This window comes from Mesorhizobium sp. B2-4-6, assembly GCF_006442775.1.
GTDB lineage: Bacteria > Pseudomonadota > Alphaproteobacteria > Rhizobiales > Rhizobiaceae > Mesorhizobium.
This window is the reverse complement of sequence record NZ_VFVI01000001.1, coordinates 154,417-177,612: the sequence shown is the minus strand read 5'-3', so window position 1 is coordinate 177,612 and position 23,196 is coordinate 154,417. Positions and strand designations below refer to the sequence as shown.

At 65.3% G+C, this 23,196-nt stretch carries 24 protein-coding genes; 11 read left to right on the top strand and 13 right to left on the bottom strand.

Annotated features, from left to right (window positions below):
* Positions 1–88: 88 nt before the first annotated feature.
* On the top strand, positions 89–1,732 hold the full coding sequence (locus FJ957_RS00835; protein WP_140827470.1) for an MFS transporter: 1,644 nt from the start codon (positions 89–91) through the stop codon (positions 1,730–1,732).
* Positions 1,733–1,788: 56 nt separating this feature from the next.
* Here FJ957_RS00835 and FJ957_RS00830 read toward each other — a convergent pair whose 3' ends face one another.
* From FJ957_RS00830 to FJ957_RS00785, 10 genes are all read right to left on the bottom strand, one after another.
* Positions 1,789–2,157: a cupin domain-containing protein gene (locus FJ957_RS00830; RefSeq protein WP_140706994.1), complete on the bottom strand. Its 369-nt coding sequence runs from the start codon at positions 2,155–2,157 to the stop codon at positions 1,789–1,791.
* A gap of 67 nt (positions 2,158–2,224) precedes the next feature.
* Positions 2,225–3,610, bottom strand: a complete 1,386-nt coding sequence (locus FJ957_RS00825) for an FAD-binding oxidoreductase (RefSeq protein ID WP_140827468.1) — start codon at positions 3,608–3,610, stop codon at positions 2,225–2,227.
* 78 nt (positions 3,611–3,688) lie between these two features.
* On the bottom strand, positions 3,689–4,801 hold the full coding sequence (locus tag FJ957_RS00820; protein ID WP_140827466.1) for an ABC transporter ATP-binding protein: 1,113 nt from the start codon (positions 4,799–4,801) through the stop codon (positions 3,689–3,691).
* Positions 4,798–5,595 (bottom strand): ABC transporter permease, encoded by a 798-nt coding sequence (locus FJ957_RS00815; RefSeq protein WP_140827463.1) that lies wholly within the window; start codon positions 5,593–5,595, stop codon positions 4,798–4,800. The genes FJ957_RS00820 and FJ957_RS00815 overlap by 4 nt, the downstream gene beginning before the upstream one ends.
* A complete protein-coding gene (locus FJ957_RS00810; RefSeq protein WP_140642177.1) occupies positions 5,595–6,464 on the bottom strand; it encodes an ABC transporter permease in 870 nt (289 codons plus the stop codon). The genes FJ957_RS00815 and FJ957_RS00810 overlap by 1 nt, the downstream gene beginning before the upstream one ends.
* 19 nt (positions 6,465–6,483) lie before the next feature.
* Positions 6,484–7,557 (bottom strand): PotD/PotF family extracellular solute-binding protein, encoded by a 1,074-nt coding sequence (locus FJ957_RS00805; RefSeq protein WP_140827458.1) that lies wholly within the window; start codon positions 7,555–7,557, stop codon positions 6,484–6,486.
* A 37-nt stretch (positions 7,558–7,594) separates the two neighbouring features.
* A complete protein-coding gene (locus FJ957_RS00800; RefSeq protein WP_140827454.1) occupies positions 7,595–8,263 on the bottom strand; it encodes an XRE family transcriptional regulator in 669 nt (222 codons plus the stop codon).
* Positions 8,264–8,680: 417 nt separating this feature from the next.
* Entirely contained in the window at positions 8,681–10,462 is a 1,782-nt protein-coding gene (locus FJ957_RS00795; RefSeq protein ID WP_140827452.1) for a chloride channel protein, read from the bottom strand.
* A gap of 158 nt (positions 10,463–10,620) precedes the next feature.
* A complete protein-coding gene (locus tag FJ957_RS00790) occupies positions 10,621–11,124 on the bottom strand; it encodes a cupin domain-containing protein (RefSeq protein WP_140827450.1) in 504 nt (167 codons plus the stop codon).
* Positions 11,125–11,141: 17 nt separating this feature from the next.
* Positions 11,142–11,870 (bottom strand): NAD(P)-dependent oxidoreductase, encoded by a 729-nt coding sequence (locus FJ957_RS00785; RefSeq protein WP_140827448.1) that lies wholly within the window; start codon positions 11,868–11,870, stop codon positions 11,142–11,144.
* Between the two features lie 62 nt (positions 11,871–11,932).
* Here FJ957_RS00785 and FJ957_RS00780 point away from each other — a divergent pair, with 62 nt between their 5' ends.
* Entirely contained in the window at positions 11,933–12,406 is a 474-nt protein-coding gene (locus FJ957_RS00780) for a MarR family transcriptional regulator (RefSeq protein WP_140827446.1), read from the top strand.
* A gap of 13 nt (positions 12,407–12,419) precedes the next feature.
* On the opposite strand, the gene FJ957_RS00775 is transcribed toward FJ957_RS00780, so the two are convergent.
* Positions 12,420–12,719, bottom strand: a complete 300-nt coding sequence (locus FJ957_RS00775; protein WP_140827445.1) for a putative quinol monooxygenase — start codon at positions 12,717–12,719, stop codon at positions 12,420–12,422.
* Between the two features lie 122 nt (positions 12,720–12,841).
* On the opposite strand from FJ957_RS00775, the gene flhA reads away from it, so the two are divergent.
* The 7 genes from flhA to FJ957_RS00740 all read left to right on the top strand — a co-directional run bounded on the left by flhA (position 12,842) and on the right by FJ957_RS00740 (position 18,175).
* Positions 12,842–14,929 (top strand): flagellar biosynthesis protein FlhA, encoded by a 2,088-nt coding sequence (gene flhA / locus FJ957_RS00770; RefSeq protein WP_140827443.1) that lies wholly within the window; start codon positions 12,842–12,844, stop codon positions 14,927–14,929.
* Positions 14,926–15,678 carry a flagellar biosynthetic protein FliR gene (fliR, locus tag FJ957_RS00765; protein ID WP_095766355.1) on the top strand — a complete coding sequence of 251 codons (753 nt, stop codon included), beginning with the start codon at positions 14,926–14,928 and terminating at the stop codon, positions 15,676–15,678. The genes flhA and fliR overlap by 4 nt, the downstream gene beginning before the upstream one ends.
* A gap of 2 nt (positions 15,679–15,680) precedes the next feature.
* Positions 15,681–16,067, top strand: coding sequence for a hypothetical protein (locus FJ957_RS00760; protein ID WP_140827441.1), 387 nt, complete (start codon positions 15,681–15,683; stop codon positions 16,065–16,067).
* Between the two features lie 71 nt (positions 16,068–16,138).
* Positions 16,139–16,708: a rod-binding protein gene (locus FJ957_RS00755; RefSeq protein ID WP_246685743.1), complete on the top strand. Its 570-nt coding sequence runs from the start codon at positions 16,139–16,141 to the stop codon at positions 16,706–16,708.
* An 8-nt stretch (positions 16,709–16,716) separates the two neighbouring features.
* Positions 16,717–17,136, top strand: coding sequence for a hypothetical protein (locus FJ957_RS00750; protein WP_140827439.1), 420 nt, complete (start codon positions 16,717–16,719; stop codon positions 17,134–17,136).
* Between the two features lie 31 nt (positions 17,137–17,167).
* A complete protein-coding gene (locus FJ957_RS00745; RefSeq protein WP_140803149.1) occupies positions 17,168–17,698 on the top strand; it encodes a hypothetical protein in 531 nt (176 codons plus the stop codon).
* A 192-nt stretch (positions 17,699–17,890) separates the two neighbouring features.
* Entirely contained in the window at positions 17,891–18,175 is a 285-nt protein-coding gene (locus tag FJ957_RS00740; RefSeq protein WP_112096391.1) for an SCP2 sterol-binding domain-containing protein, read from the top strand.
* 223 nt (positions 18,176–18,398) lie between these two features.
* Here the strand turns inward: FJ957_RS00740 and FJ957_RS00735 are convergent, their stop codons facing one another.
* Together FJ957_RS00735 and odc2 are read right to left on the bottom strand one after the other, a co-directional pair.
* Positions 18,399–18,923 (bottom strand): N-acetyltransferase, encoded by a 525-nt coding sequence (locus tag FJ957_RS00735; RefSeq protein ID WP_246685770.1) that lies wholly within the window; start codon positions 18,921–18,923, stop codon positions 18,399–18,401.
* A 343-nt stretch (positions 18,924–19,266) separates the two neighbouring features.
* Positions 19,267–20,400: an ornithine/lysine decarboxylase gene (gene odc2 / locus FJ957_RS00730; RefSeq protein WP_140827438.1), complete on the bottom strand. Its 1,134-nt coding sequence runs from the start codon at positions 20,398–20,400 to the stop codon at positions 19,267–19,269.
* A gap of 539 nt (positions 20,401–20,939) precedes the next feature.
* On the opposite strand from odc2, the gene FJ957_RS00725 reads away from it, so the two are divergent.
* The gene (locus FJ957_RS00725) at positions 20,940–22,136 is read left to right on the top strand and encodes an amidase (protein WP_140827436.1); all 1,197 of its coding nucleotides are present in this window, start codon (positions 20,940–20,942) and stop codon (positions 22,134–22,136) included.
* 2 nt (positions 22,137–22,138) lie between these two features.
* Positions 22,139–23,038, top strand: coding sequence for a LysR family transcriptional regulator (locus FJ957_RS00720; protein ID WP_140827434.1), 900 nt, complete (start codon positions 22,139–22,141; stop codon positions 23,036–23,038).
* Positions 23,039–23,196 lie beyond the last annotated feature (158 nt).

Sequence of the window (23,196 nt, the reverse complement as noted above, 5' to 3'; positions counted from 1 at the left end):
TTGCCTTCCTATTGTTGGGCCGCACTCTTTGGCGAGTCGCTGGCCCTTCCGGGTGCGGCGAGCTTCTACAGAAGACGAAGGCGCAACCATGATCGACGACGAGCCGGAAAGCGAACGCGTCTCCGCGCTGGCGCCGTTCCGGCACGGCATCTTCCGCGCCGTCTGGTCGGCCAGCCTGGTATCGAATTTCGGCGGCCTGATCCAGGGCGTGGGCGCCGCCTGGATGATGACCACGATCGCCACCTCGCCCTACCAGGTGGCGCTGGTCCAGGCCTCGACCACCTTGCCGATCATGCTGTTCGCGCTGGTTGCCGGCGCCATCGCCGACAGCTTCAACCGCCGCAAGGTGATGCTGGTGGCGCAAACCTTCATGCTGGTCGTGTCGGCGCTGCTGACCTTGTTCACCTGGCAAGGCTGGATGACGCCCTGGACGCTGCTTGCCTTCACCTTCCTGATCGACAGCGGAACGGCGCTGAACAGCCCGTCATGGCAGGCCTCGGTCGGCGACATGGTGCCGCGCGCCAAGGTGCCGGCGGCCGTCGCACTCAACTCGCTGGGCTTCAACATCACCCGTAGCGTCGGGCCGGCCATCGGCGGCGTGATCGTCGCCGCCGCGGGCGCCGCGGCCGCCTTCGCCGCCAACGCCGTCAGCTATATCGGCCTGATCGTCGTGCTCGCCCGCTGGAAGCCGGCGCTGCCCGAGCAAACCCTGCCGCGCGAATCGCTGGGCGCGGCGATGGGCGCCGGCCTGCGCTATGTCGCCATGTCGCCCAACATCGCCAAGGTGCTGGTCCGCGGTCTGGCCTTCGGCTTCAGCGCCGGCGCGGTGCTGGCGCTTCTTCCCCTGGTGGCGCGCGACGTCGTCAAGGGCGACGCGCTGACCTACGGCATCATGCTCGGCGCCTTCGGCATCGGCGCGGTCGGCGGCGCGCTGATCAGCGTGCGGCTCAGGCAGCTGCTGTCCAGCGAGGCGATGGTGCGCATGGCCTTTTGCGGTTTCGCCCTATGCGCCCTCAACGCCGCCGTCAGCCACAATGGCTTGCAGACGTCGGCGGGCCTGCTCATCGGCGGCGCCTGCTGGGTGATCGCGCTCTCGCATTTCAACGTCACGGTGCAGATGTCGACGCCGCGCTGGGTGGTCGGCCGCGTGCTGTCGATCTACCAGACGGCGACCTTCGGCGGCATCGCGCTGGGCAGCTGGATCTGGGGCGTCGTCGCCGACGCGCATGGCGCCGAGACCGCGCTGATCGCGGCGGCGGTCGCGATGCTCGCTGGCGGCGCCATTGGCTTCGCCCTGCCGCTACCGCGGCAGACGGTGCTCAACCTCGATCCGCTCAACCGTTTCAAGGAACCGATGCTGGCGCTCGACCTCAAGCCACGCAGCGGCCCCATCGCCATCATGATCGAGTACATCATTCGCGAAGACGACGTGCCGGAATTCCTCGCGACCATGGCCGAGCGCGGCCGTATCCGCCGCCGTGACGGCGCCCGCAACTGGACCTTGGCCCGCGACCTCGAGAATCCCGGCATCTGGATCGAGCACTACCACACGCCGACCTGGGTCGAGTATATCCGCCACAACCGGCGCGCCACCCATGCCGACGCCGTGGTCGGCGAACGCATCCGCGCGCTGCACAGCGGCGAGAACCCGCCGCGCGTGCGCCGCATGATCGAGCGCCCGACCACCGCGGGCACGACGCTCGTCTCGCCGAAAGGCCCGATCGATCACTGACGGCACGTCGTTCGAAGCACGCTTCCGGCAAACGACGTGCGCCGAAGGGTCAGGGATCAATCGGCGCTCTGGATCATGTAGAGCTTGCGGGTGGTCTCGTGGATGCGCCACTCGCCCTTCCATCCCTGCGGCAGGACGAGAAGGTCGCCCGGCCCCAGCTCGCGCATCTCGCCATCGGCGCGGCTCACCTCGGCGCGGCCGCAGATGATGTGGCATATCTCCGACGAGTTCGTGCGATCGGCGGTGAACCGCCCGGGCGTGCATTCCCAGATGCCGATATCGATGGTTCCGTCCGGCGATTGGAAGAACGACCGCGCGGCCTCCAGCTGATCCCCTTCGAAAGAGGTCGGCTTCGGAGAAAAAGCGCCGATGTCGGCCTTGGCGAGGTCGTGGAAAGTCGAAAGATCGATCAAGCTGGTCTCCATGGATCAGGGCAATTCCAGCGGTCCGGAACTGCACGAAAACGAACGATTGGGCGGACGCCGAACCGCCCTAGTGGCCAGTCAGGCTGTCGGCCAGGGCGGCCAGCTTCGAGGTATGCGAAAGCCCGGCGGCCTCGCGGTTATCGGCGATGCGGTAGAGCTGGTACATCGAATGGACGCCCAGCCAACGGAACGGCTCCGGCTCCCATGGCCGCACCTTGCGGTTGACCCAGGGCAGCCGCGTGAGTTCGGTGCTCTCGCCGAGCACGAGATCGCTCAGCGTGCGCCCCGACAGGTTGGAACTCGACACGCCGAGCCCGACATAGCCGCCGGCCCAGCCGATGCGCGTCGCGGGATCGAGGCCCACCGTCGTGCACCAGTCGCGCGGCACGCCGAGCACGCCGCACCAGGCATGATCGATGCGGCATCCGGCGGTCTGCGGCAGCAGCGTGGTCAGGATCGCGTGCAGCTGGTCGATCGTCGCCTGCTGCGTCTGCCCGTTGACATCGGTGCGCGAGCCGTAGCGGTAGGGCACGCCGCGCCCGCCCATGGTGATGCGCCCCTCGCGCGTGCGCTGGGCATAGCAATAGGCATGCGCGGCATTGCCGAGCAGCTCGTGCCCCTCCCATCCGATCTTGCGCCAGAGCTCTTCCGACAGCGGCTCGGTGACGATCTGCGCGCTGTTGAGCGCCAGCCAGGTCCGCTCCTCTCCCGGGATGCCGGCCGTGAACCCTTCCGTGGCGCGGATGACGGTTTCGGCCCGCACCGCACCCCGGTCCGTTGTCACAACGCCCTTGGCGATCGTCGTCACCGTCGTCTTTTCGTAGATCGATACACCGAGACGCTCGACCGCCGCCGCCAGCCCGCGCACCAGCTTGGCCGGCTGCACCCGCGCCTGGCCGTGGATGACGAAGCCGCCGAGTACATTGTGGATGTTGATGCGCGCGCGGGTCGCAGCCTGGTCTAGCAGTTCGATGCGTTCGGGGTCGGCATCCCAGGAGCGTATCGTCTCGAATTCCTCGCGCACGCGCTCCAGCTGCGCCGGATTGGTGGCGACCGTCAGATTGTCGACGCGACGGATGTCGGCGTCGATGCCCTCTTCCGTCGCCACCCGGATCACCTCGTCGACGCAGCCGGCCATCGCCTTCTGCATGGCGGTGACGCCTTGCCGTGTCGAGGTCTTCAGATACTTCTCGCGCGACCAGCCGAAGCCGCCCGACAGCCAGCCGCCATTGCGCCCCGAGGCGCCGAAGCCGGCAAACTCCCGCTCGACGAGCACGATGCGCAGCGAAGGCTTCGCCTTCTTCAGATAGTAGGCCGTCCAAAGCCCGGTATAGCCGGCGCCGACGATCGCGACATCGGCCTCGATGTCGCCGGGCAAAGGCGGACGCGGCGCGGGGATATGACCCAGATCCGCATACCAGAACGAGATGTCGCCATTGCGCTTGACTTGCATGAGATGGTTTCCGCCAAAGCAATCCAGGAAAAGTGCGGAACGGTTTCCCGTCCGGAATTGCGTTAAAACAAAAGATGATCAGGTGAGCGTGGTGTCGGCCGTGCTGTCGTCGGGCAGGAGTTTCGCATCGGCGCCGTCGAAGCACAGCTCGACCTTCTCGCCGAGGCCAAAACTCTCGCCGGCAAGCGGCGAACGCACGATCGCGGTCGAGCCGTCGCCGAGCTTCACTTCGTATTTCGACCCCGAGCCGAGATAGATCGCCTCGGCGATCGTTCCCGACAGCCGGTTCTTGCCGGCGGCGTCCTGTCCCGGCCGGCGGATGGCCAGTTTCTCCGGCCGCAGCAACATGACCGGGTTGGCTTCGCCGGCGAGCCGCCGCGGCGCGGCGACCGTCTCGCCGGCGACGCTCAGAGCCGTCCCGGTGCCGTCGCTTTTCGCCTCGCCGCGCAACACGGTGGAATCGCCGATGAAACGGCCAACGAACAGCGTCGTCGGCTCGTCATAGAGCTGGCGGCCGGTGCCGACCTGCTCGATGCGCCCGCGATTGAAGACGGCGATGCGGTCCGACAGCACCAGTGCTTCCTCCTGGTCGTGCGTGACATAGACGAAGGTGGTGCCGAGCTCGCGATGGATGCGCTTGATCTCGAGCTGCAGCCATTCGCGCAGTTTCTTGTCGAGCGCGCCGAGCGGCTCGTCCATCAGGAGCAGCGGCGGATCGAAGACGATGGCGCGCGCAAGCGCGACGCGCTGCTGCTGGCCGCCGGACAATTCGCTCGGATAGCGATGCGCGAAGTCGCCCATCTTGACCATGTCGAGCGCCCTCGCGACCCGCTTCTTGCGCTCGTCCTGCTTGATGCCGCGCAATGTCAGCGGATAGGCGACGTTGCGGCCGACCGTCATGTGCGGGAACAGCGCGTAGTGCTGGAAGACGACGCCGATGTTACGCTTGTGCGCCGGCACGCCGACGACGCTCTTTCCTCCGACCAGAAGCTTGCCGCTGGTCACGTCGGTGAAGCCGGCGACGACATTGAGCGTCGTCGTCTTGCCCGAGCCGCTCGGCCCCAGCAGCGTCATGAACTCGCCTGGCTCGATCCTGAGCGAGACACCGTCCAGCGCCTTGAAGGAGCCGTAGGCCTTGCTGACCGTGTCGAGATCGATCGCGGCGCCGCGATTTTCCGCTCTCGGGTTCATAGGCGTCCCTTCCGCTCGCGGCCAAGGAGGAGCATGCCGCCGCCGATCAGGATCGTGGTGGCGAACAACAGGATGGTGCCGACGGCCGCGACCGTCGGGTCGGCATCGCGCGTGATCGAGGAAAATATCTGCACCGGCAACGTCTTGAGATAGGGGTTGGTGATGAACAGCGACACCACGATCTCGTCGAAGGACGTGGCGAAGGCGAACAGCAGGCCCGACAGGATGCCGGGCAGGATCAGCGGCAGCGTCACCGTGCGGAACGTGGTCAGCGCGCCGGCGCCGAGGCTTGCCGCCGCGGTCTCAAGCCGCTTGTCGAACACTTCGAGATTGGCCGAAACCGCGATCAGCACGAAGGGCAGCGCCAGGATCGTATGCGCAAGCACGAAGCCCGTCAGCGTGCCCACGAGTTGCACATCGAGATAGACGGCATAGATGCCGATGGCCAGAACCACGCCCGGCACGACCATCGGCGTCAGCATCACCATGCGCAAGAGATTGGCCGGTCGCGCTTTCATGCGGTCGAGGCCGAAGGCGGCGAGGGTGCCGAGCACCGTCGCCAACACAGCCACCAGCGAGGCGACCTTGAGCGAGTTGAGGAAACTGGAAGACCAATCGGGGTTGGTGGCGAAATTCTGGTACCACTGCCAGGAAAAGCCCTGCGGCGGAAAGGCGAGCGACTTGTTCTCGTTGAACGACATCGGCACCACGACCAGTGTCGGCGCCACCAGCCATATCGCCACCAGCAGGCAGACAAGCCCGAGGACGACGCGCGTGAGCGGCTTCATCTCCATCAGCGTCGTCCCGCTTCCCGGTGCCTGGACCGCATCACCGGCGCCGCAAGCGCGAGCAGTACGAAGGTCGCGACCAGCAGCACCACGCCCATGGCGCCGCCGCGTCCCCATTGCAGCAGGCTGAGCACTTGCGTCTGCACCAGCGTCGACAGCATGGTCGAGCGCGGTCCGCCGAGTAGCGCCGGCGTGATGTAGAAGCCCAGCGCCAGGATGAAGACGATGATCGCGCCGGCATAGACGCCTGGCAGCGACAGCGGCAGGTAGACGGTGAAGAACGCGCGCGACGGTCGCGCTCCGAGACTCCGTGCCGCCTGCACCAGCCTGAGATCGATCCCCTTCATCACCGAATAGAGCGGCAGGATCATGAACGGCAGCAGCACCTGCGCCATGCCGATCACCACGCCCGTCTGGGTGCGGATCAGGCGGATGCCGTCAAAACCGGCCGATCGCAGCAGCGAGTTGATGACGCCGGAATCCTGCAGCAGGATCACCCAGGAAAGCGTGCGCACCACGCCGCTCACCCAGAACGGGATCAAGACGCAGAGCACAAGGACGAGCCGCGCGCGTGGCCCGACGGCGGTCATCAGATAGGCGTAAGGGTAAGCGCAGAGCACGCAGACCACAGTCACCCAGGCCGAGATCGTAAAGGTGCGCTGGAGCACCGTCAGATTGACGGGTGCGCCGAAGAACCAGGCATAGTTCTGCAGGCCCCATTGCGGCTCCGACAGGCTGCGCAGCACGATGGTGATCAGCGGATAGCCGATCACCGCGGCCAGCAGCACCAGCGCCGGCAGCGTGAGCGCGAACGGCCGCCATGCCCAGCCCGCCCGTTGCGGGGCGGAAGGCGTCGTCGGTTCGAGCGCGCTCACGGACCTCTCCTTCAGCCGGTCAGTTGCCGGCCATCAGCGCTGACCACTTCTCCTGTGCCACGGCGAAGTTCGGGACCCAGAACTTGAAGTTCTGCTTGTAGCCCTGCTTCTGGCGCTCCGGCGTGTTGGTCAGGAAGGCGGCGACGGAAGCGTCGACCTTGGGCTGCGCATCGCTGTTGATCGGGGTGTAGGACGTCTTCTCCGCCAGGATCTCCTGCGACTGCTTGCCGAGATAGGCGTTGAGCAGCGCGTAAGCGGCATCCGTGTCCTTGACGCCGACCGGGATCGTCATCTGGTCCATCACCACCAGCCAGTCCTGCCATGCGGGCGCATATTTGGCGCCGTTCTTGACCGCGGTCATGGCGCGGCCGGTCCACATCATCAGCATGTCGGCTTCGCCGGACTCCGCCAATTGCTGCGATTCAGCGCCCGTCTTCCAGAAGATGGTGTCGGGACCGAGCTTGCGGACCACGTCGATGGCCTTGTCGATATCGGCCACCGTCATCGCCTTCGGGTCGCCGCCGGCAACCTTGAAGGCCTGTTCCAGCAGCCCGCCGGTCGGGCTGCCGGAGCCGTCGATCCCGCGCACGCCCGGAAACTTTTCCGTGTCGAAGAAGTCGGCCCAGCTCTTGGGCGGATTATCCTTGTACTTCTCCTTGTTGTACATCAGCACGACGCCGTAATTCATCGCCGGCACGGAACATTCGCCGACCTGGCCTTCCGGGATTTTCGAGACGTCGAGCTTCGTCAGGTCCAGTTTCTGGAACAGCTTGCCGCAATAGACGTAGGGCGGCAGGTCGTCGGTATCGACGACGTCCCAGGTGACATTGCCGGATTCGACCTGCGCCTGCAGCTTGGCGATCTCGGTTGGACCGTCATTGAGCAGCTTGACGCCGGACTTGTCGACGAACTCCTTCAGCGCCGCCGCCTGTCCGTCCTGGTAGATGCCGCCATAGGAGACGAGCGTCAGGGTCTTGCCTTTCAACGCCCCCTCCTTGACCTCGCCCGCCACAGGCTTGTCCTGCGCAAAGGCGGCGGCGGTTAGAACGCCGAGTGCCAGAACGGCGCCGATGCCATATCTCGATTTCAACATAACGATAACTCTCCCATTCATGCCCGCGTTTGATCAGCTACCTGGCGGCGGGCGGTTTCCAGGTCGTGTATTGGTCGAGCTCGGCGCGCGCCGAGGTCGGCGGCGCGATGATCCACATCACTTCGGCCCGGCCGCTGCCGATGTTCTCCGTGCGATGCGGGGTGGAGGTGGTGTATTCGACGCTGTCGCCCTCCTCGAGGACATGGCTCGCCTCGCCGAGCGACACCTCGACGACGCCGCGCAGGACGATCAACATCTCATGCGCATCGCCATGCGTGTATTGGTCGGAGCCGGTCGAGCCGCCGATCTCGAACTCCCCGACATAGACTTCCATGTCGCTCAACGGGGGCCGCGACAAGAGCATCTTGCGGCACCCGTCGCTAGGCGGCAGGCTGGGCCGCTCGCTGCGCCGCAGCACGCCGTGGTGATTTTGAGCCATGCTTTCGGCAAACAGCAGCGCGACGCTGACTCCGAGCGCCGAAGCCATCTGGTTGAGCGATGCCGTGCTGGCGCCCGTCAGGCCGCGCTCCAATTGGCTGATGAAGCTGGCGCTGGTTCCGGTCGCCTCGGCGAGGTCGCGCAAGGAAAGCCTGCGGGCAAGGCGCAGGCTCTTGAGCCGCATGCCGAGCACCTCCTGGGCGGCTGTTGCGACCGAACCGTTCCTGTTCCCGGTTGAAGCCTGGCCCTTATCGGAAGCCTTGGGCATCTCGTTTGTTCTCCACTGAACAGTTTGTACAGTGACACTGTACAAAAGGCAAGCGGCGAGAGTCCGTCGCTGCAGGCGCCTTCATAACGGGAGCGAACCGATACTCACTCTTCCGGAATTGAGATCAATTTACCAGCCTGGATTGACAGGCTGCAGACCTACCGGCGGCCAAGACCTCGCGGTTCCCCCCCGTGACCAGTCTGGTTGAGCCGTTGCCTGTGAACTTGCAGCGGCACAAAATGACCTCTGTTTTGCACCACTTTTACTTCTCGTCCGAGGATCCGGCATGGATCCTCGGGTCTGCGCGTCCGCTTTGCCCCGCTCCGCCCGTGGGTGACGAAGTTTAGACGTCTCGGCTAATCTCCGGGGCTGCAACGTGCCGGGTAGTCTGCACCGGCAGGCTTCCTGTGTTGAAAACTAGCCCTCGCCGGCCAGGTCCCGGCGCGCCTTATCGAGTTCTTCGGCATAGCGGCGCATCAGATGGCTCTCGGTGAGCAGGCCAAGCACGATGCGTTCGTCGAAGTCCTCGACCACCGCCAGTTCTTCGGCTCCGGTGCGCTGGAAGGTCTCGGCGGCGGTCTGGACATTCATCGAGGGCACCAGCACCGCATCCTTGAACTGGGCGAGCGCGCTCACCGGCGTCTCGCCATCGGAGGGATCGCTGTGCAGTTCCGGCACAAGCAGCATGCCGACATATTGGTCGGCCTGTTCGACGGCGATGACGCGCTGGCCGGAGCCGAGCGGTATCTCCTTGCGGAATTCGGCAAGCGTGGTCGAGGCAGGAATGGTGCGGACGTCCTTGCGCATCATCGAGCCGACGGTGAGGCTGCGCATCCAGCCGACGTCATGGGCGCTGCGGATCGTCTCGCCGCGCAGATGGAAACGCCAGGTCGAGAAGGAGTAGCCGAAGGTCTCGCGCACCAGGATCGCCGACATGATCGAGGCCGCCAGCACCACGCCGGTGAGCGTCAGGTCGCGGGTGGATTCCAGCGCCAGGAAGGTCATGGTCAGCGGGCCGCCGACAACGCCAACCGCAAGCGAGGTCATGCCGACGACGGCGGCGACCGCCGGGTCGATACCGACGGACGGCGCGGTCAGCGCCATGACGCCGGCGAAGACCTTGCCGAGCAGCGCTCCCAGGAACAGCGAAGCGAAGAACAGGCCGCCGCGGAAGCCCGAGCCGAGCGAGATGGCGGAGGCCGCCAGCTTCATCACGAAGACGCTCGCCACCACCGGCAGCGCATAATTCATAGCGAACTCGCGATGCAGCGCGCCATGGCCGCTGGAGAGCACCTGCGGCGTGACCAGCCCAAGCAGGCCGACGAAGATGCCGCCGATGAACGGCCGGACCGAGGCGTCGATCGAGAGCCGCACGAAGAGACGCTCGACGATGCTCACCAGATGCATGATGGCGATCGAGGCTGCCCCGCCGAGCAGTCCGAGCAGCAGGAACGGCACATACTCGCTGGCGGTCAGATTCGGCAGACCTGACAGTTCCAGCGGGAACGGCACGCCACCGAACATTTCCGCCGTCAGCGAGGCGGCGATCGCCGCCGTCATCACCGGCGCCACATTGACGACGGAGTAGATGCCGATGACCAGTTCGAAACCGTAGAAGGCCCCGGTCAGTGGCGCGTCGAAAGCGGCGGCAATCGCACCGGCGGCACCGCAGCCGACCAAGATGCGGACGTCATTGCGACGCAACCGGAACGCGCGCGCAAGCCGGGAAGCTACGCCGGAGCCGATCTGCGTATAGCCGGCTTCCAATCCCACCGAGGCACCGAAGCCGCTGGAAATCATCGTCTGCGCCACGATGATGAAAGTGTCGGTGAGCGACATGCGCCCGCCATAGAGCGCGTTGGCCTCGATCGGGTCGACCGGGGTGCGAAACTTGCGCTTTCTGAGCCAGATGACGGAAAGGCCGAGCAGCAGGCCGCCGATCGCCGGGAACATCGCCTGCACCGGATCGGCGAGCGAGAACATCGCCGAAAGGCGGCCGCCCGGCTGCACGTCGAACAGCAGCCAATGCATGCCTTGCACCAGCGCGCTCATGCCGGTGACCAGCGCGCCCGCGATGGCGCCGACCATGCCGGCCATCAGCACGATCGCGATGCCGCGCGCCTCGAGCACGGGGATCGAACTGATCAGCACCGCGCGAAGCCGGCGGGCATAGACTTGTGGGTCGTTTCTGGCAGGCAACGGAACGGCTCGCCGGTATGCGAAAGATAAACAACTGCCGTGCCTGATACGCGCGGCGGCCTTGCGTGGCAACCGCAATGCCGACCGCTTGTGGCGCCATTTTGGCGTTGCGCGAATTAGCGTTAAGAAGGCTTACCGCCGCGATAAAGGCGATAGATTTAGTTGGGTAACGGAATGGTCAGCGGGCCGCAGTCGTCCTCCGCGACGAAGATCGCCAGCAGTTCCGCCGGCTCGGTGGCGCTGGCGTTCTCGGCGAAAGAATGGATCGCGCCTGGCGCTTCGAACCAGGTCTGGCCTTGACTGTAAGTAACAGCCGGTCCGCCCTCCATCTGCGAACGCAGCGCTCCCTTGATGACGAAGGCCGTGACGGAACCGGGATGGCGATGTCGCGGCGTATAGGCATTGGGCGGAAACTCGACCAGCGCCGTGGTGATCGAATGCCCAGGCACATTCGGCAGCTTTTCGCAGGAGAGCGGCTTCACCGTGGTGGTCGGACGCGCCGTCGCTCCCTCCCCGGCATCAGCCCCCATCATGTGGACATGCGCGCCCATTTCGCCAGCGGCGGTGGATGCCCTGTTGCTCTGGACTACGGCCATGCCAAGCAACCCCGCAGCGATGGCGGCGACGCCGATCAGGCCGCGTGAAGAAACATCTTCGATCATGACGGCAACTCCCTCGCTTACTCGGCCAGGCGAAAGCCGGCGCGCCAGCCGAGCTCGGCGACAGCCTTGTCGGTCGTGATATGGCCGTTCGGCTCCGCGACATTGAAGGCGCCCCGCGTCCCCCGCTCGACGGCAAGCTGAGCCGCGTTGGCGGCGGCATCGACATGCACCGCCGGGTCCGCGGCGGCTGCCGCGCCGGTGCCTGGCCCGTAGAGATGACCGTAGCGCAGCACGATGCCGGCGATCGGCGAAGCGCCGAGCACGTGCTTCTCCAGCGCAATGACGCCGCCGACGCTGACGGCCCGACCGCCTTCCGCGCCACTGTCCAAAGGATCGGTTTCGTCGTGTGGCTCGGGTCCCGGCGCGTAGGCCCAGGCGATGCTTTGCGCGATCAGCCGCTTCGCACCGGCCGCCCTCGCCGCTTCGACGAGGTTGCGGGTTCCTTCATCGCGGATGCGCGCGTTCCGAGCGATTGCCTCGGCCATTTTGGATGGATCGAGCCCGGCCGGGAGGTCCGTGAGCTGGTGGATGACGATCTCCGGCTTTGCCGCCAAGACAGCCGCGCGCAATCCGCTCGCATCGAACACATCAACCACCACCGGATCGGCGCCGAGCGCTCGAATATCTTCTGCTTTTGCCGCTTGACGCGTCGTCGCCGTCACCCCATGCCCGGCCGCCACCAGCTGCGGCACCAACCGGCGGCCGATCGCGCCCGAGGCGCCCGCAAGAAAAATGCGATGGCCCATCGTCTTTCGCTCCTTGACGCGATAATATCAGAATACGAACAACATATGAGAGCTATGATATTATGCGCAAGGCGAATCCATCCATTCCGTCCGCCGGTGAAGGCAAGCGCGGCGAGCAAGGCTATCTGGGCTATCTGCTGCGCCAGGCGGCTGGCGCCTACCGCCTGAAGGTGGAGCGGGCGCTGGATGAATTTCGCGTGACACAGGCGCAGTTCGCGGCCCTCACCATGATCTCGGCCTATCCCGGCCTATCCAATGCCGATCTGGCCCGGCTCGCGGTGCTGACGCCGCAGACGGTGAGCGTGATTGTCGGCAATCTGGAAAAGGCCGGTTCCCTTCTCCGCCGGCCCCATGCCGTCCACGGCCGTATCCAGCATCTCGACCTTTCGGACAGCGGCCGCGCCTTGCTGAAGAAATGCCGTGAGCGGGTTTACAAATTGGAAGGCGAGCTCACCGCCGGCCTCTCCGCCGAGGAGGAGCGCGCCGTGCGGCGCTGGCTGGTCGCCGTCGCGACCGCCGATGCGGCACAGCCGTAAATGCCTCTGACGATCAGGTTGGCGCGCCGCCGTCCGTCTCGTAAAGCATGAGCTTGCGGTCGCCGATGCCGAGTTCCGCCCAGCTCGCGCGCCATTCGGCGATATGCGCCGATTTGAAATGCGCTTCGAGCGCTGCACGGTCACTCCAGGCCTCCGAAACATGCATCAGCCCGGCATCCAGCACATCCTGCGCGTAGGAATAGCCGAGGCAGCCCGGTTCGGCGCGGCTTGCCAGGATCATGCGTTGCATCGCCGGCTTTGCCTGGTCGAGCCTGTCGGCTGGCAGCCGGATCGTGCCGGTGACCAGGAGCATCTGCCGTCCTTTCGCAAGATCGTGGCCAGGTCCCGTAGCCGCTCTCCCACCTTCGCGCAAGCTTGGAGGGTTACGGTCAAGGGGCCTGCCCCGTGCGTGGCGGCTCTTGATTTGGGAACGACATGGCGATCAGCGAAACACTCCCGTCCGGCCTGGTGGCGAAGAACGGCCGCGACGTCTTCTTCGCGCTGGGCATCGTCTTCATCCTGGCGGTGCTGTTCCTGCCGATCCCCGCCTTCCTCATCGATATCGGCCTCGCCTTCTCGATCGCGCTTTCGGTGCTGATCCTGATGGTGGCGCTGTGGATCCAGCGGCCGCTTGACTTCTCGTCCTTCCCGACCGTGCTGCTGATTGCCACCATGCTGCGCCTGTCGCTCAACATCGCCACCACCCGCATGATCCTGTCGCACGGCAACGAGGGCACGCATGCCGCCGGCTACGTCATCTCGGGCTTCTCCAAGTTGGTGATGTCGAGCGACTTCGTCATCGGCCTCATCGTCTTCATGATCCTGATCGTGGTGAACTTCATCGTCATCACCAAGGGCGCGACCCGTATCGCCGAAGTCGGCGCGCGTTTCACTCTCGACGCCATCCCCGGCAAGCAGATGTCGATCGACGCCGACCTTTCCGCCGGCATGATCGACGAGAAGACGGCGCAGCTGCGCCGCCGCGAGCTGGAGGAGGAATCCTCCTTCTTCGGCTCGATGGACGGTGCCTCGAAATTCGTGCGCGGCGACGCCATCGCCGGCCTGATCATCACCGCCATCAATATCGTCGGCGGCATCGCCATCGGCTATCTGCGCCACGGCATGGGTCTCGGCCAGGCGGCCGACGTCTTCATCAAGCTGTCGGTCGGCGACGGCCTCGTCACCCAGATCCCGGCGCTCATCGTCTCGCTCGCCGCCGGCATGCTCGTCTCCAAGGGCGGCACGCGCGGCTCGACCAACCAGGCGGTGTTCGGTCAGCTCGGCGCACATCCGCGCGCGCTCTACGTCGCGGCCTCGCTGCTGGTCATCCTCGGCCTCATGCCCGGCCTTCCGCTGTTCCCCTTCTTCGCGCTTGCCGGCGGCATGGCCGGCCTCGGCTACATCATCCCGCTGCGCCAGAGCCGCGAGCGCGCCGCCGCCGAAGCCTTGAAGACGCAGGAAAAGGCGAACAAGGTCGAGGAGGAGAAGAACTCGGTCAAGGCCTCGCTGGTCACCGCCGAGATCGAGCTTCTGATCGGCAAGCAGCTTTCGACCAGGCTGATGGTGGCGCATCAGGAACTGGTGTTCCGCATGTCGAAGATGCGCAAGAAATTCGCCCAGCAATATGGCTTCGTTGTGCCGGAGGTACGCGTCGCCGACGACTTCGCCATCCCGCCGAAGAGCTACCAGATCAAGGTGCATGGCACTGTGGTCGCCGAATACCAGATGCGCGTCGGCGAGATCATGGTGCTGCTCGGCACGCGCGGCGTGCCGGAGATCCCCGGCGAGGAAATCCGCGAGCCGGCCTTCGGCATGCGCGCCTATTCCGTACTCGAAACCTTCGCCGAGGACCTGAAGCGCGAGAACTTCACCTTCGCCGACAACATGTCGGTGCTGCTCACCCATCTTTCGGAAGTCATCCGCAACAACCTGCCGCAGCTTCTGTCCTACAAGGACATGAAGGCGTTGCTGGAGCGGCTCGATCCGGAATACCGCAAGCTCGCCGACGAGATCTGCACCTCGCACATCTCCTATCCCGGCCTGCAGGCGGTGCTGAAGCTGCTGCTCGCCGAGCGCGTCTCGATCCGCAACCTGCATCTGATCATCGAGGCTATCGCCGAGATTGCGCCGCATGTGCGCCGCACCGAGCAGATCGTCGAGCATGTTCGCATCCGTATGGCGCAGCAGATCTGCGGCGACCTCTCCGAAGGCGGCACGCTCAAGGTGCTGCGCCTCGGCAATCGCTGGGATCTCGCCTTCCACCAGAGCCTCAAGCGCGACGCCAAGGGCGAGGTGCGCGAGTTCGACATCGATCCGCGCCAGCTCGAGGAATTCGGCCAGGACGCCACCAAGGCGATCCGCAAGCATCTCGAGGCGGGCGAGCGCTTCGTGCTCGTCACCGCGCCCGACGCGCGTCCCTATGTGCGCATGATCATCGAGCGGCTGTTCACGACGCTTCCGGTTCTCAGCCATGTCGAGATCGCCAAGGGCGTCGAGATCAAGGTGCTCGGAACCATCTCGTGAACGCGCTCTCGCAAGGCGTCGTCATCGCCGCCTTCCTCGCCTTCTGCCGTATCGGCGCCTGCTTCATGCTGATGCCGGGCCTGTCCAGCGCCCGCGTGCCGCTGCAGATCAGGCTGTTTGTCTCGCTCGCCGCCACTGGCGGCCTGCTCGCTTTCCTGTGGGACCGTATCTATCCGTTCGTCGATCCGCGCCCGCAGGTCCTGGCGCCGATGATCGTCTCCGAGTTGCTGGTCGGCGGGCTGATCGGCGCCATGACCAGGCTCTACATGGAGGCACTGCGTTTCATGGGCTCGGCCATCGCCATGCTGATCGGCTATGGCGGCTCGGGTGGACCGGCGATCGAGGAGCCGGAACCGCAGGCGGCGCTCGCCGCCATCATCTCGTTCTCGGCGCTGCTCCTGCTCTTCGTGTTCGACTTCGACCACGAGATCGTCAAGGCGCTCGTCGCCTCCTATCAGGTCGCTCCGGTCAACGTGTTCTTCAACCCGCAGGCGGCGCTGGTCGACGTCACCGACACCGTGTCGGACGCCTTCTTCCTGGTCATCCGGCTCGGCAGCCCTTTCGTCGCCTATGCCATCCTGGTCAATCTGACGATCGGCTTCGTCAACAAGCTGACGCCGCAGATCCCGGTCTATTTCATCTCGCTGCCCTTCGTCATCGCCGGCGGCATGATCATCTTCTATTTCGCCGTCGGCACGCTGCTGTCGCTGTTCGTCGACGGCTTCGTCGACCTCACGCTGGCGAGATAGCCATGACCACGCGAAAGGACCGCCTGAAGAAACTGGTCAAGGTGCAGGAGCAGTTGAAAGTCCTGCACGAGACCCGCCATGCCGGCTTCCTCGCCGCCGCCGTCAAGGCCGAAGCTGAGGCCAGGGGCCTGATCGAGCGTTTCGACACCGACGCTTCGCTGGGCGCTCTCTTTCCGGAAATCTATCATCGCCGCATCACCGGCGCGCTCGAGCGCCAGAAAAAGAACCTGGAAGACGCCCGCCAGGAAGCCGCGTTGATCGCCACCGCGACGGCGCGCACCAACATGGTCGAGCGCGCCTACAGGGACGTGCGCCGCCGCGACGAGCGCGAGCGCTCCGACCGCGAGCGGCTCGATCTCCTCACGCAGATGCGAGTGGACGAAGGCTGACCGCCCGCAAGCCTGCCACAAGCTTGTTCAGTCATTGTGCGGATGACAAAACCGGCAAAGGGCGGACTTTCTTGGCCATTTCCCCACCCAGCGACATCGTCATGGACGTCGCCCGCGCAGCGGAACCGGCCGATGTCGAGGCTGCGCGCGCGGCGCTTGCGAGAAGGGCGAATGGCGCCTCGACAGCATTCTCTGTCGATCCCTCTGCGACGGTCGATGCCGGCTCCATTCTCTCGCGTGCAACGGCGGACAAGGCGGAAGCCGCCAATCCGGCGAAGAAGTTCCAGCGCTTCGAGGCGATGGTGCTGACGACCTTCATCCAGAACATGATGCCCAAGGACACCGAGGGTGTTTACGGCAAGGGTCTGGCCGGCGACATGTGGAAGTCGCAACTCGCCGAAAAGGTGGCCGATGTCATGGCTGCGCATGGCGGCATCGGCATCGCCAAATCGATGCTCGCCGACCACTATCTCGACGGCAAGCACAAGGTGCCGGTCGGCTCCGTTGCCGGCGGACCGCAGAAAACCGAGATCGACCAGCAGACCCGGCTTTCGACCTCGATGATCGAGGAGCTTGAGCGCAAAGCCGCACGGTCGATGACCGGCGACGACACAACCATAAAAACGGACATCAATATCTAGGGACCTACATGGCCGACCAAACGGACCTTTCCAACCTTCCCGCGCGCACCAACGCAATGGAGGCGCCCGCCGCCGCACGACCAGGCAACCTCGCCGCCATCATCGGCCGCATCGAGGAAGTCGTGGACGAGGAGACCGCCGGCATCCGCAGCGGAACGGCCTATGACCTCAAGGCCTCGAACGCGCGCAAGAGCCGATACCTGTACGAGCTGAACCGCGCCTTGAAGGGCGCCAACGAGGTAGAGTTCCTCGAGCAGCATCGCGAAGGCCTGCTGCGGCTGCGCCAGAAGCTGGCGAAGAACGAGGCGGCGATCCTCGCCCATCTCAACGCGGTCAACGAGGTCGCCACGCTTCTGAGGAACGCCATCCAGCGCGCCGATACCGACGGCACCTATTCGGCCGGCGAGTTCGGCATGGCGCGGGCCTGATTGAGATGATCGGGGCGCAAGGACAGACCCGGTGATAAAGTTCATCGCCGCCGCGCTGTGGATCTGCGCCGTGACGCTCGGCGCGGTCTTCTATTCCTTCCAGGCGGCCGGCCAGCGCGGCGCGGCCGAACCGCCGAAGCCGATGCTGGGCGGCCTCGACTACGTCAAGACCGACATGATCTCGGTGCCGTTGCTGCGCGACGGCACGATCGACGGCTATTTCCTCACCAAGCTGGTCTACACGGTGGAGCCGGAACAGATAAAGAAGCTGTCGATCCCGGCGCAGGCGCTGATGACCGACCAAGTCTATTCCTATCTCTATTCCAACCCGCAGATCGATTTCACCAAGAAGGAATCGATCGATCTCGACGCCTTCCGCAAGTCGATCCGAGACACCATCAACAGCCGGGTCGGCGTCGAACTGGTACACGAGGTGCTGATCGACCAGGTCAATTTCCTCTCCAAGGATGATATCCGCGACAACGCGCTTCGCCGCCGCAAGAATGCCGGCGAAACCGCGGCGGCGATGACCAAGCCCTTTCAGGCAGCGCCCGAGCATTGACCGCCTGGCCGCCGTCCGGCGGCGACAGGCGTGGCCCAGCTCGCCTCCGCGATATGACGCAAGGTGACCGCGTTGACGTTAACGTCAACTCGAAGCTATATGCGCCTGTGGTCGCGCTGGAGCGCGGCGCGTCTACCTCGCCCAGCGGCCAAGCGCCGGTGCGCGTCAACGCAACCAACGAGGAGAACCGCCATGGGCGTTCAGGAGATTGCCGACAAGATCAAGTCGCGCGTGGCAAGCGCCGGCTTCGAGCATTCCGTCAAGTTCGACACTGGCAGCGACGGCGTCATCGTCATCGACGGCGCGACCGTCTCGACCACCGACGCGCCGGCCGACTGCACGATCAAGCTGTCGCTCGACGATCTGGATTCGCTGATTGCCGGCGACCTCAACCCGACCATGGCCTTCATGGCCGGCAAGCTGAAGGTCGAAGGCGACATGACCGTCGCCATGGCGCTCAGCCAGCTGCTCGGCTGATCCTTCGCAAAAAAGCAGAACGCCGCCCCGATGGGCGGCGTTCTGCTTTTTGTCGAACCTAATGCATGTCGCGCAAAAGTGCGCAGCGGTTTTGCGATAACGACAGCATGAAAACAAAGGCCTAAAGCGCGTCGCCTGAATCCGCTTCAGCGCGACGCGCTTTAGAGCAATTCCAGGAAAATTGCTTAGCGGTTTCCGTCCGGAATTGCGTGAAAACAAAGACTCAAGCGGCGAAACCCGGCGCCTGCCCCTTGATCTTGCGGCCGGCGGGCTTGATCGTGCCCGTGGCGCCGTCCAGCGCGCCTTCCTTCAGCTCCAGCGCCAGAAGCCGGTGCCGCTCATAGGGGCCAGGCATGGCAAGCGCTCCGGTGCGGTCGGCCGAGAAGCCGAACCGTCCGTAATAGGGCGCGTCGCCGACGAGCAGGATCGCGCCATGGCCGAGCCGCGCGGCTTCGGCGGTCGCATGCCGCATCAGCGCTGAGCCGATGCCGCCGCTCTTCAATCCCGGTTCGACCGCGAGCGGGCCGAGCAGGAGTGCCGATGGACCGCCCTCGCCCAGCCTCACATCCCACAGCCGCACCGTGCCGACGACCGCGCCCGAGGGATCGCGGGCGACAAAGGCCAGGCCTTCCGAGGGCCGGCGGCCGCGCCGCAGCTTCTCGGATGACTTCTTCTTGCGCTTCGGCCCCATGGCGCGGTCGAGCAGCGTTTCGCGCGCCGCGGCGTCGCCCGCGCCTTCGCCAAGGATGACGAAGGCAGGCGCCTGGGTAGCCCCCTCGTCCGGCGCGCCGCGCGAGCCAGCCTGCGCCCGGAGGGCCAGGGAAGGCGCCAACGCATTTTCAGGCGAAGTGGAAACCGGTTCGCCGTAAGAAAATGCGCCAAGAAGCACTGCCGTCGAGCCATTCTTCCCCGCGGAGAAAAGCTCAGCCGACGGTCCGGACGAGGGGGCAATTTCGGTGGCCGCAACGGCCGATTTGGTCAGGTATTCCATGTCCGCGATCCTTCACGAGCGGAGATCTGTTCCACAAGCGAGCCCGGGCGGGCGACATGATCGCCCGCGCCGGATGATCTGAGCGGCCTTTGCGAGCCGCTCAGATCACGTAGGATCGGAGAGGCTCGAAGCCGTTGAAGGCGACCGCCGAGTAGGTGGTCGTGTAGGCTCCGGTGCCTTCGATCAGCACCTCGTCGCCGATGGTCAGCGACAAGGGCAGCGGATAAGGCGTCTTCTCGTACATCACGTCGGCCGAATCGCAGGTCGGGCCGGCGAGCACGCAAGGCGCGGTCTCCGAGCCGTCATGGCGGGTGACCAGCGGATAGCGGATCGCCTCGTCCATCGTCTCGGCGAGACCGCCGAACTTGCCGATATCGAGGAACACCCAGCGCACATTGTCGTTGTCGGCCTTCTTCGAGATCAGCACGACTTCCGACTTGATGACGCCGGCATTGCCGACCATGCCCCGGCCCGGCTCGATGATCGTTTCGGGCAGCGCGTTGCCGAAATGCTTGCGCAGCGCCGAGAAGATCGCCTGGCCATAGGCCTGGGCCACCGGCACGTCCTTCAGGTAACGGGTCGGGAAACCGCCGCCCATGTTGACCATCTTGAGCACGATGCCTTCCTCGGCGAGCGTCGCGAACACCTTCTTGGCGTCGCCCAGCGCGCGATCCCAGGCCGTCAGGTCGGTCTGCTGCGAGCCGACATGGAACGACACGCCATAGGCGTCGAGGCCGAGGCTCTTGGCATGGCGCAGCACGTCGACGGCCATCGCCGGCACGCAGCCGAACTTGCGCGACAGCGGCCACTCGGCGCCTTCACCGTCGGTCAGCACGCGGCAGAACACGCGCGAGCCAGGGGCGACGCGGGCGATCTTCTCGACCTCCTCGACGCAGTCCACGGCGAACAGGCGGATGCCGAGTTGGTAGGCGCGTGCGATGTCACGCTCCTTCTTGATGGTGTTGCCGAAGGAAATGCGGTCGGCCGGCGCACCGGCATCCATCGCCATCTCGACCTCGGCAACCGATGCGGTGTCGAAGGACGAGCCCATCGCAGCAAGCAGGCGCAGGATTTCCGGCGCCGGATTTGCTTTCACCGCATAGTAGATCTTGGAATCGGGCAACGCCTTCTCGAAGGCGCGGAAATTGTCGCGCACGACATCGAGGTCGACGACGAGGCAGGGGCCGTTCGGACGTCGGGTGGCGAGGAAATCAAGGATGCGCTGGGTGGCCATCGGGGTCTCTCCATAACGCCTTTCGGCGCGCAATAAGGCTGCGGGACGCGGGCTGTCGGCCTCGCGAACACGCGGTGGACAAAGGCGGGACGGAAATCCATGGAACCAGCCGGTGGAGACCCCGGAACCATGAAACGCCGTCTCGCGGCGGTGAACCTTGGCCTTGCCCGGCCTCGGTTCGCTTTGTCTGCCTTGGCTTGGATGGGAGACCCGTCCGCACTGCCGGCAATGAAGGTGTGCCTCTTTAGTAACCCCGGTCTTTGGACAACCGGAAGAGAACCAGAAAGGCCCGCACCGTCGTTGCTTCAAGGTGTCCTCGGTCTTGTGGTTGGCCACTGACCGACTGGAGGGGTTGGCTCCAGTTACCTTACCGATTGCCCTCACCATTCGAGGATCGGCGGACACCCACAGGCACGTGCGACTTTGGGCAAGCGCGATATAGGAGCGAAGGGTTTCACAATCAATAAAAATCGTAAGCGCAGGTTGTAAAATTTCTGGCATCGAACAATGTTTGTCGCACTGTATCCGGAAATCGAACGATGCCAGGAACTCAAGGACCGCTGAACGCCTTCCTCGATCTGCGCCAAATGCCTGTGGCGAATGCGGAATTGGGCCCGCTCGCCGGCCTGCGCCTGGCCGTCAAGGACATCTATGACGTCGCCGGCTACCGCACCGGCTGCGGCAACCCGCAGAGATTCGAGGAGGCCCATGCCGCCTCGCGCACGGCGCAAGCGGTACAGATGATCCTCGATGCTGGCGCGCGATTCGTCGGCAAGACCCAGACCGACGAGCTGGCCTTCTCGCTGTTCGGCCAGAACGCGCATTTCCCTTACCCGGTCAATCCCGCCGCGCCCGAGCGGGTCACCGGCGGCTCCTCCTCCGGCTCGGCGGCCGCGGTTGCAGGCGGTCTGGCGAACATCGCCACCGGCTCCGACACCGGCGGCTCGATCCGCGCGCCGGCTAGCTTCTGTGGCCTGATCGGGCTGCGTACCACCCATGGCCGCATTCCGCTCGACGGTGCGATGAAGCTGGCATCGAGTTTCGACACTTTCGGCTGGTTCGCCGACGACATCGAGACCTATGAGACGGTCGGCAAGCTTTTGCTCGGCCGCGATCCGCACCAGCACCCGCTCAACCGCCCGCTGTCGATCCGCTGGCTGGATGCCTTCGTCATGGGTCCGGCGGAAGCCGCCGAATATGCGCGCATGAAGGCGCTGGCCGCCGGCGTCATCGGCCAGCCTGCGGAGACCGAATACGCCTTTGCCTCGTTCCCCGACGAGCTTTACTGGTGCTTTCGCCGCTTGCAGGCGTTCGAGGCCTGGCGCGAGCATGGTCCCTGGATCTCGGCCGGTGGCCGCCTGAGCCCCGGCGTCGAGGAGCGTTTCGGCTTCGGCCGCACCATCGACGCCAGGGCCGCCGCGGCCGAAGCCGCGCGCCGGCTGGCGTTCCGGGCCGAGTTCGGCGCGCTGCTCGGCAACAACGGCTTCCTCGTCCTGCCGACCGTTCCCGGCGCGGCGCCGCTCGCCGCGGGCATACCGGAACAGTTCCAGGCCTATCGCGAAAGAGCGCTGCATCTTTTATGCCTTTCCGGTCTTTCGGGCTTTCCGCAGATCACCTTGCCGATCGGCTCCGTCGACGGCGCACCCTTCGGCCTGTCGCTGCTCGGACCTTCCGGCAGCGACGTTGCCCTGATACGGCTCGGCCGCAAGATTCTCGACGCGGCACGAAAGGTCTGACCATGGATACATTGACGCGCATGCGCGCCTTCATCGACGTGGTCGAGGCGGAAGGCTTTTCGGCCGCGGCGCGCAAGATCGGCCGCTCCAAGGCGCTCTTGTCTAAATATGTGCGCGAGCTGGAGGACGAGCTGGGCGCGCTGCTGCTCAACCGCACCACGCGCCAGTTCTCGCTGACCGAAGCCGGCCACACCTATTATCAGCGCGCCTCCGAGATCGTGCGTGAGGTCGACAGCCTGGCCGAGGCTGTGCGCCAGTCTTCCGGCGACGTCCGCGGCAGGATCAAGCTGTCGGCCGCCCGCACCTTCGCCGACGCGCCGATCGGCCAGTCGCTGGTCGACTTCGCCAGGCAGCACCCCGACATCGTGCTCGACATCCATCTCGACGACCGCTTCGTCGATCTTGTCGAGGAAGGGTTCGACCTTGCCGTGCGCATCTCGCGGCTGGAGAATTCCTCGCTCATCGCCAGGCGGCTGGCGCCGTTTTCGGTCAGGCTTTGCGCGTCGCCGGAACTGATCGCCAAGCACGGCAAGCCGACACGGCCGCAGGATCTCGCCAACATGCCCTGCATCGTCGACACCAACGGCCGCTCGCTGGCCAACTGGCGCTTCAAGGGCGAAGGCGAAGACTCCATCAGCGTCGCCGTTTCGGGTCCGATCGAGGTCAACAGCCCGATCGTGGCGAGAGCCGCCGCGCTCTCCGGCCTGGGCTTCGCCATGCTGCCGGATTTCATCGCCGCCCCCGACGTCGCGTCCGGCAAGCTGGTCACCGCGCTCGACGACCGTATTCCGACGGGCACCGGCATCTTCGCCGTCTACCCGCACCGCCGCTATCTGCCGGCCAAGGTGCGGGTATTCGTCGACTTCCTGGTGCAATGGTTCAGGACGCGCGACACCGCCTGATGCCGCCGCGCGAACGTTTGCAACGGCGCGCATCGAAATGAAGCCGAGGCATGGCGCCCAAAGTGCGGTTTTGGGAGAACGACATGCATTGAAATCAATGCGCGTCCCAATTTCGCCCGCTTTCTGTCAACTCTCGGGCTCGCTCTCGACGTCAATGG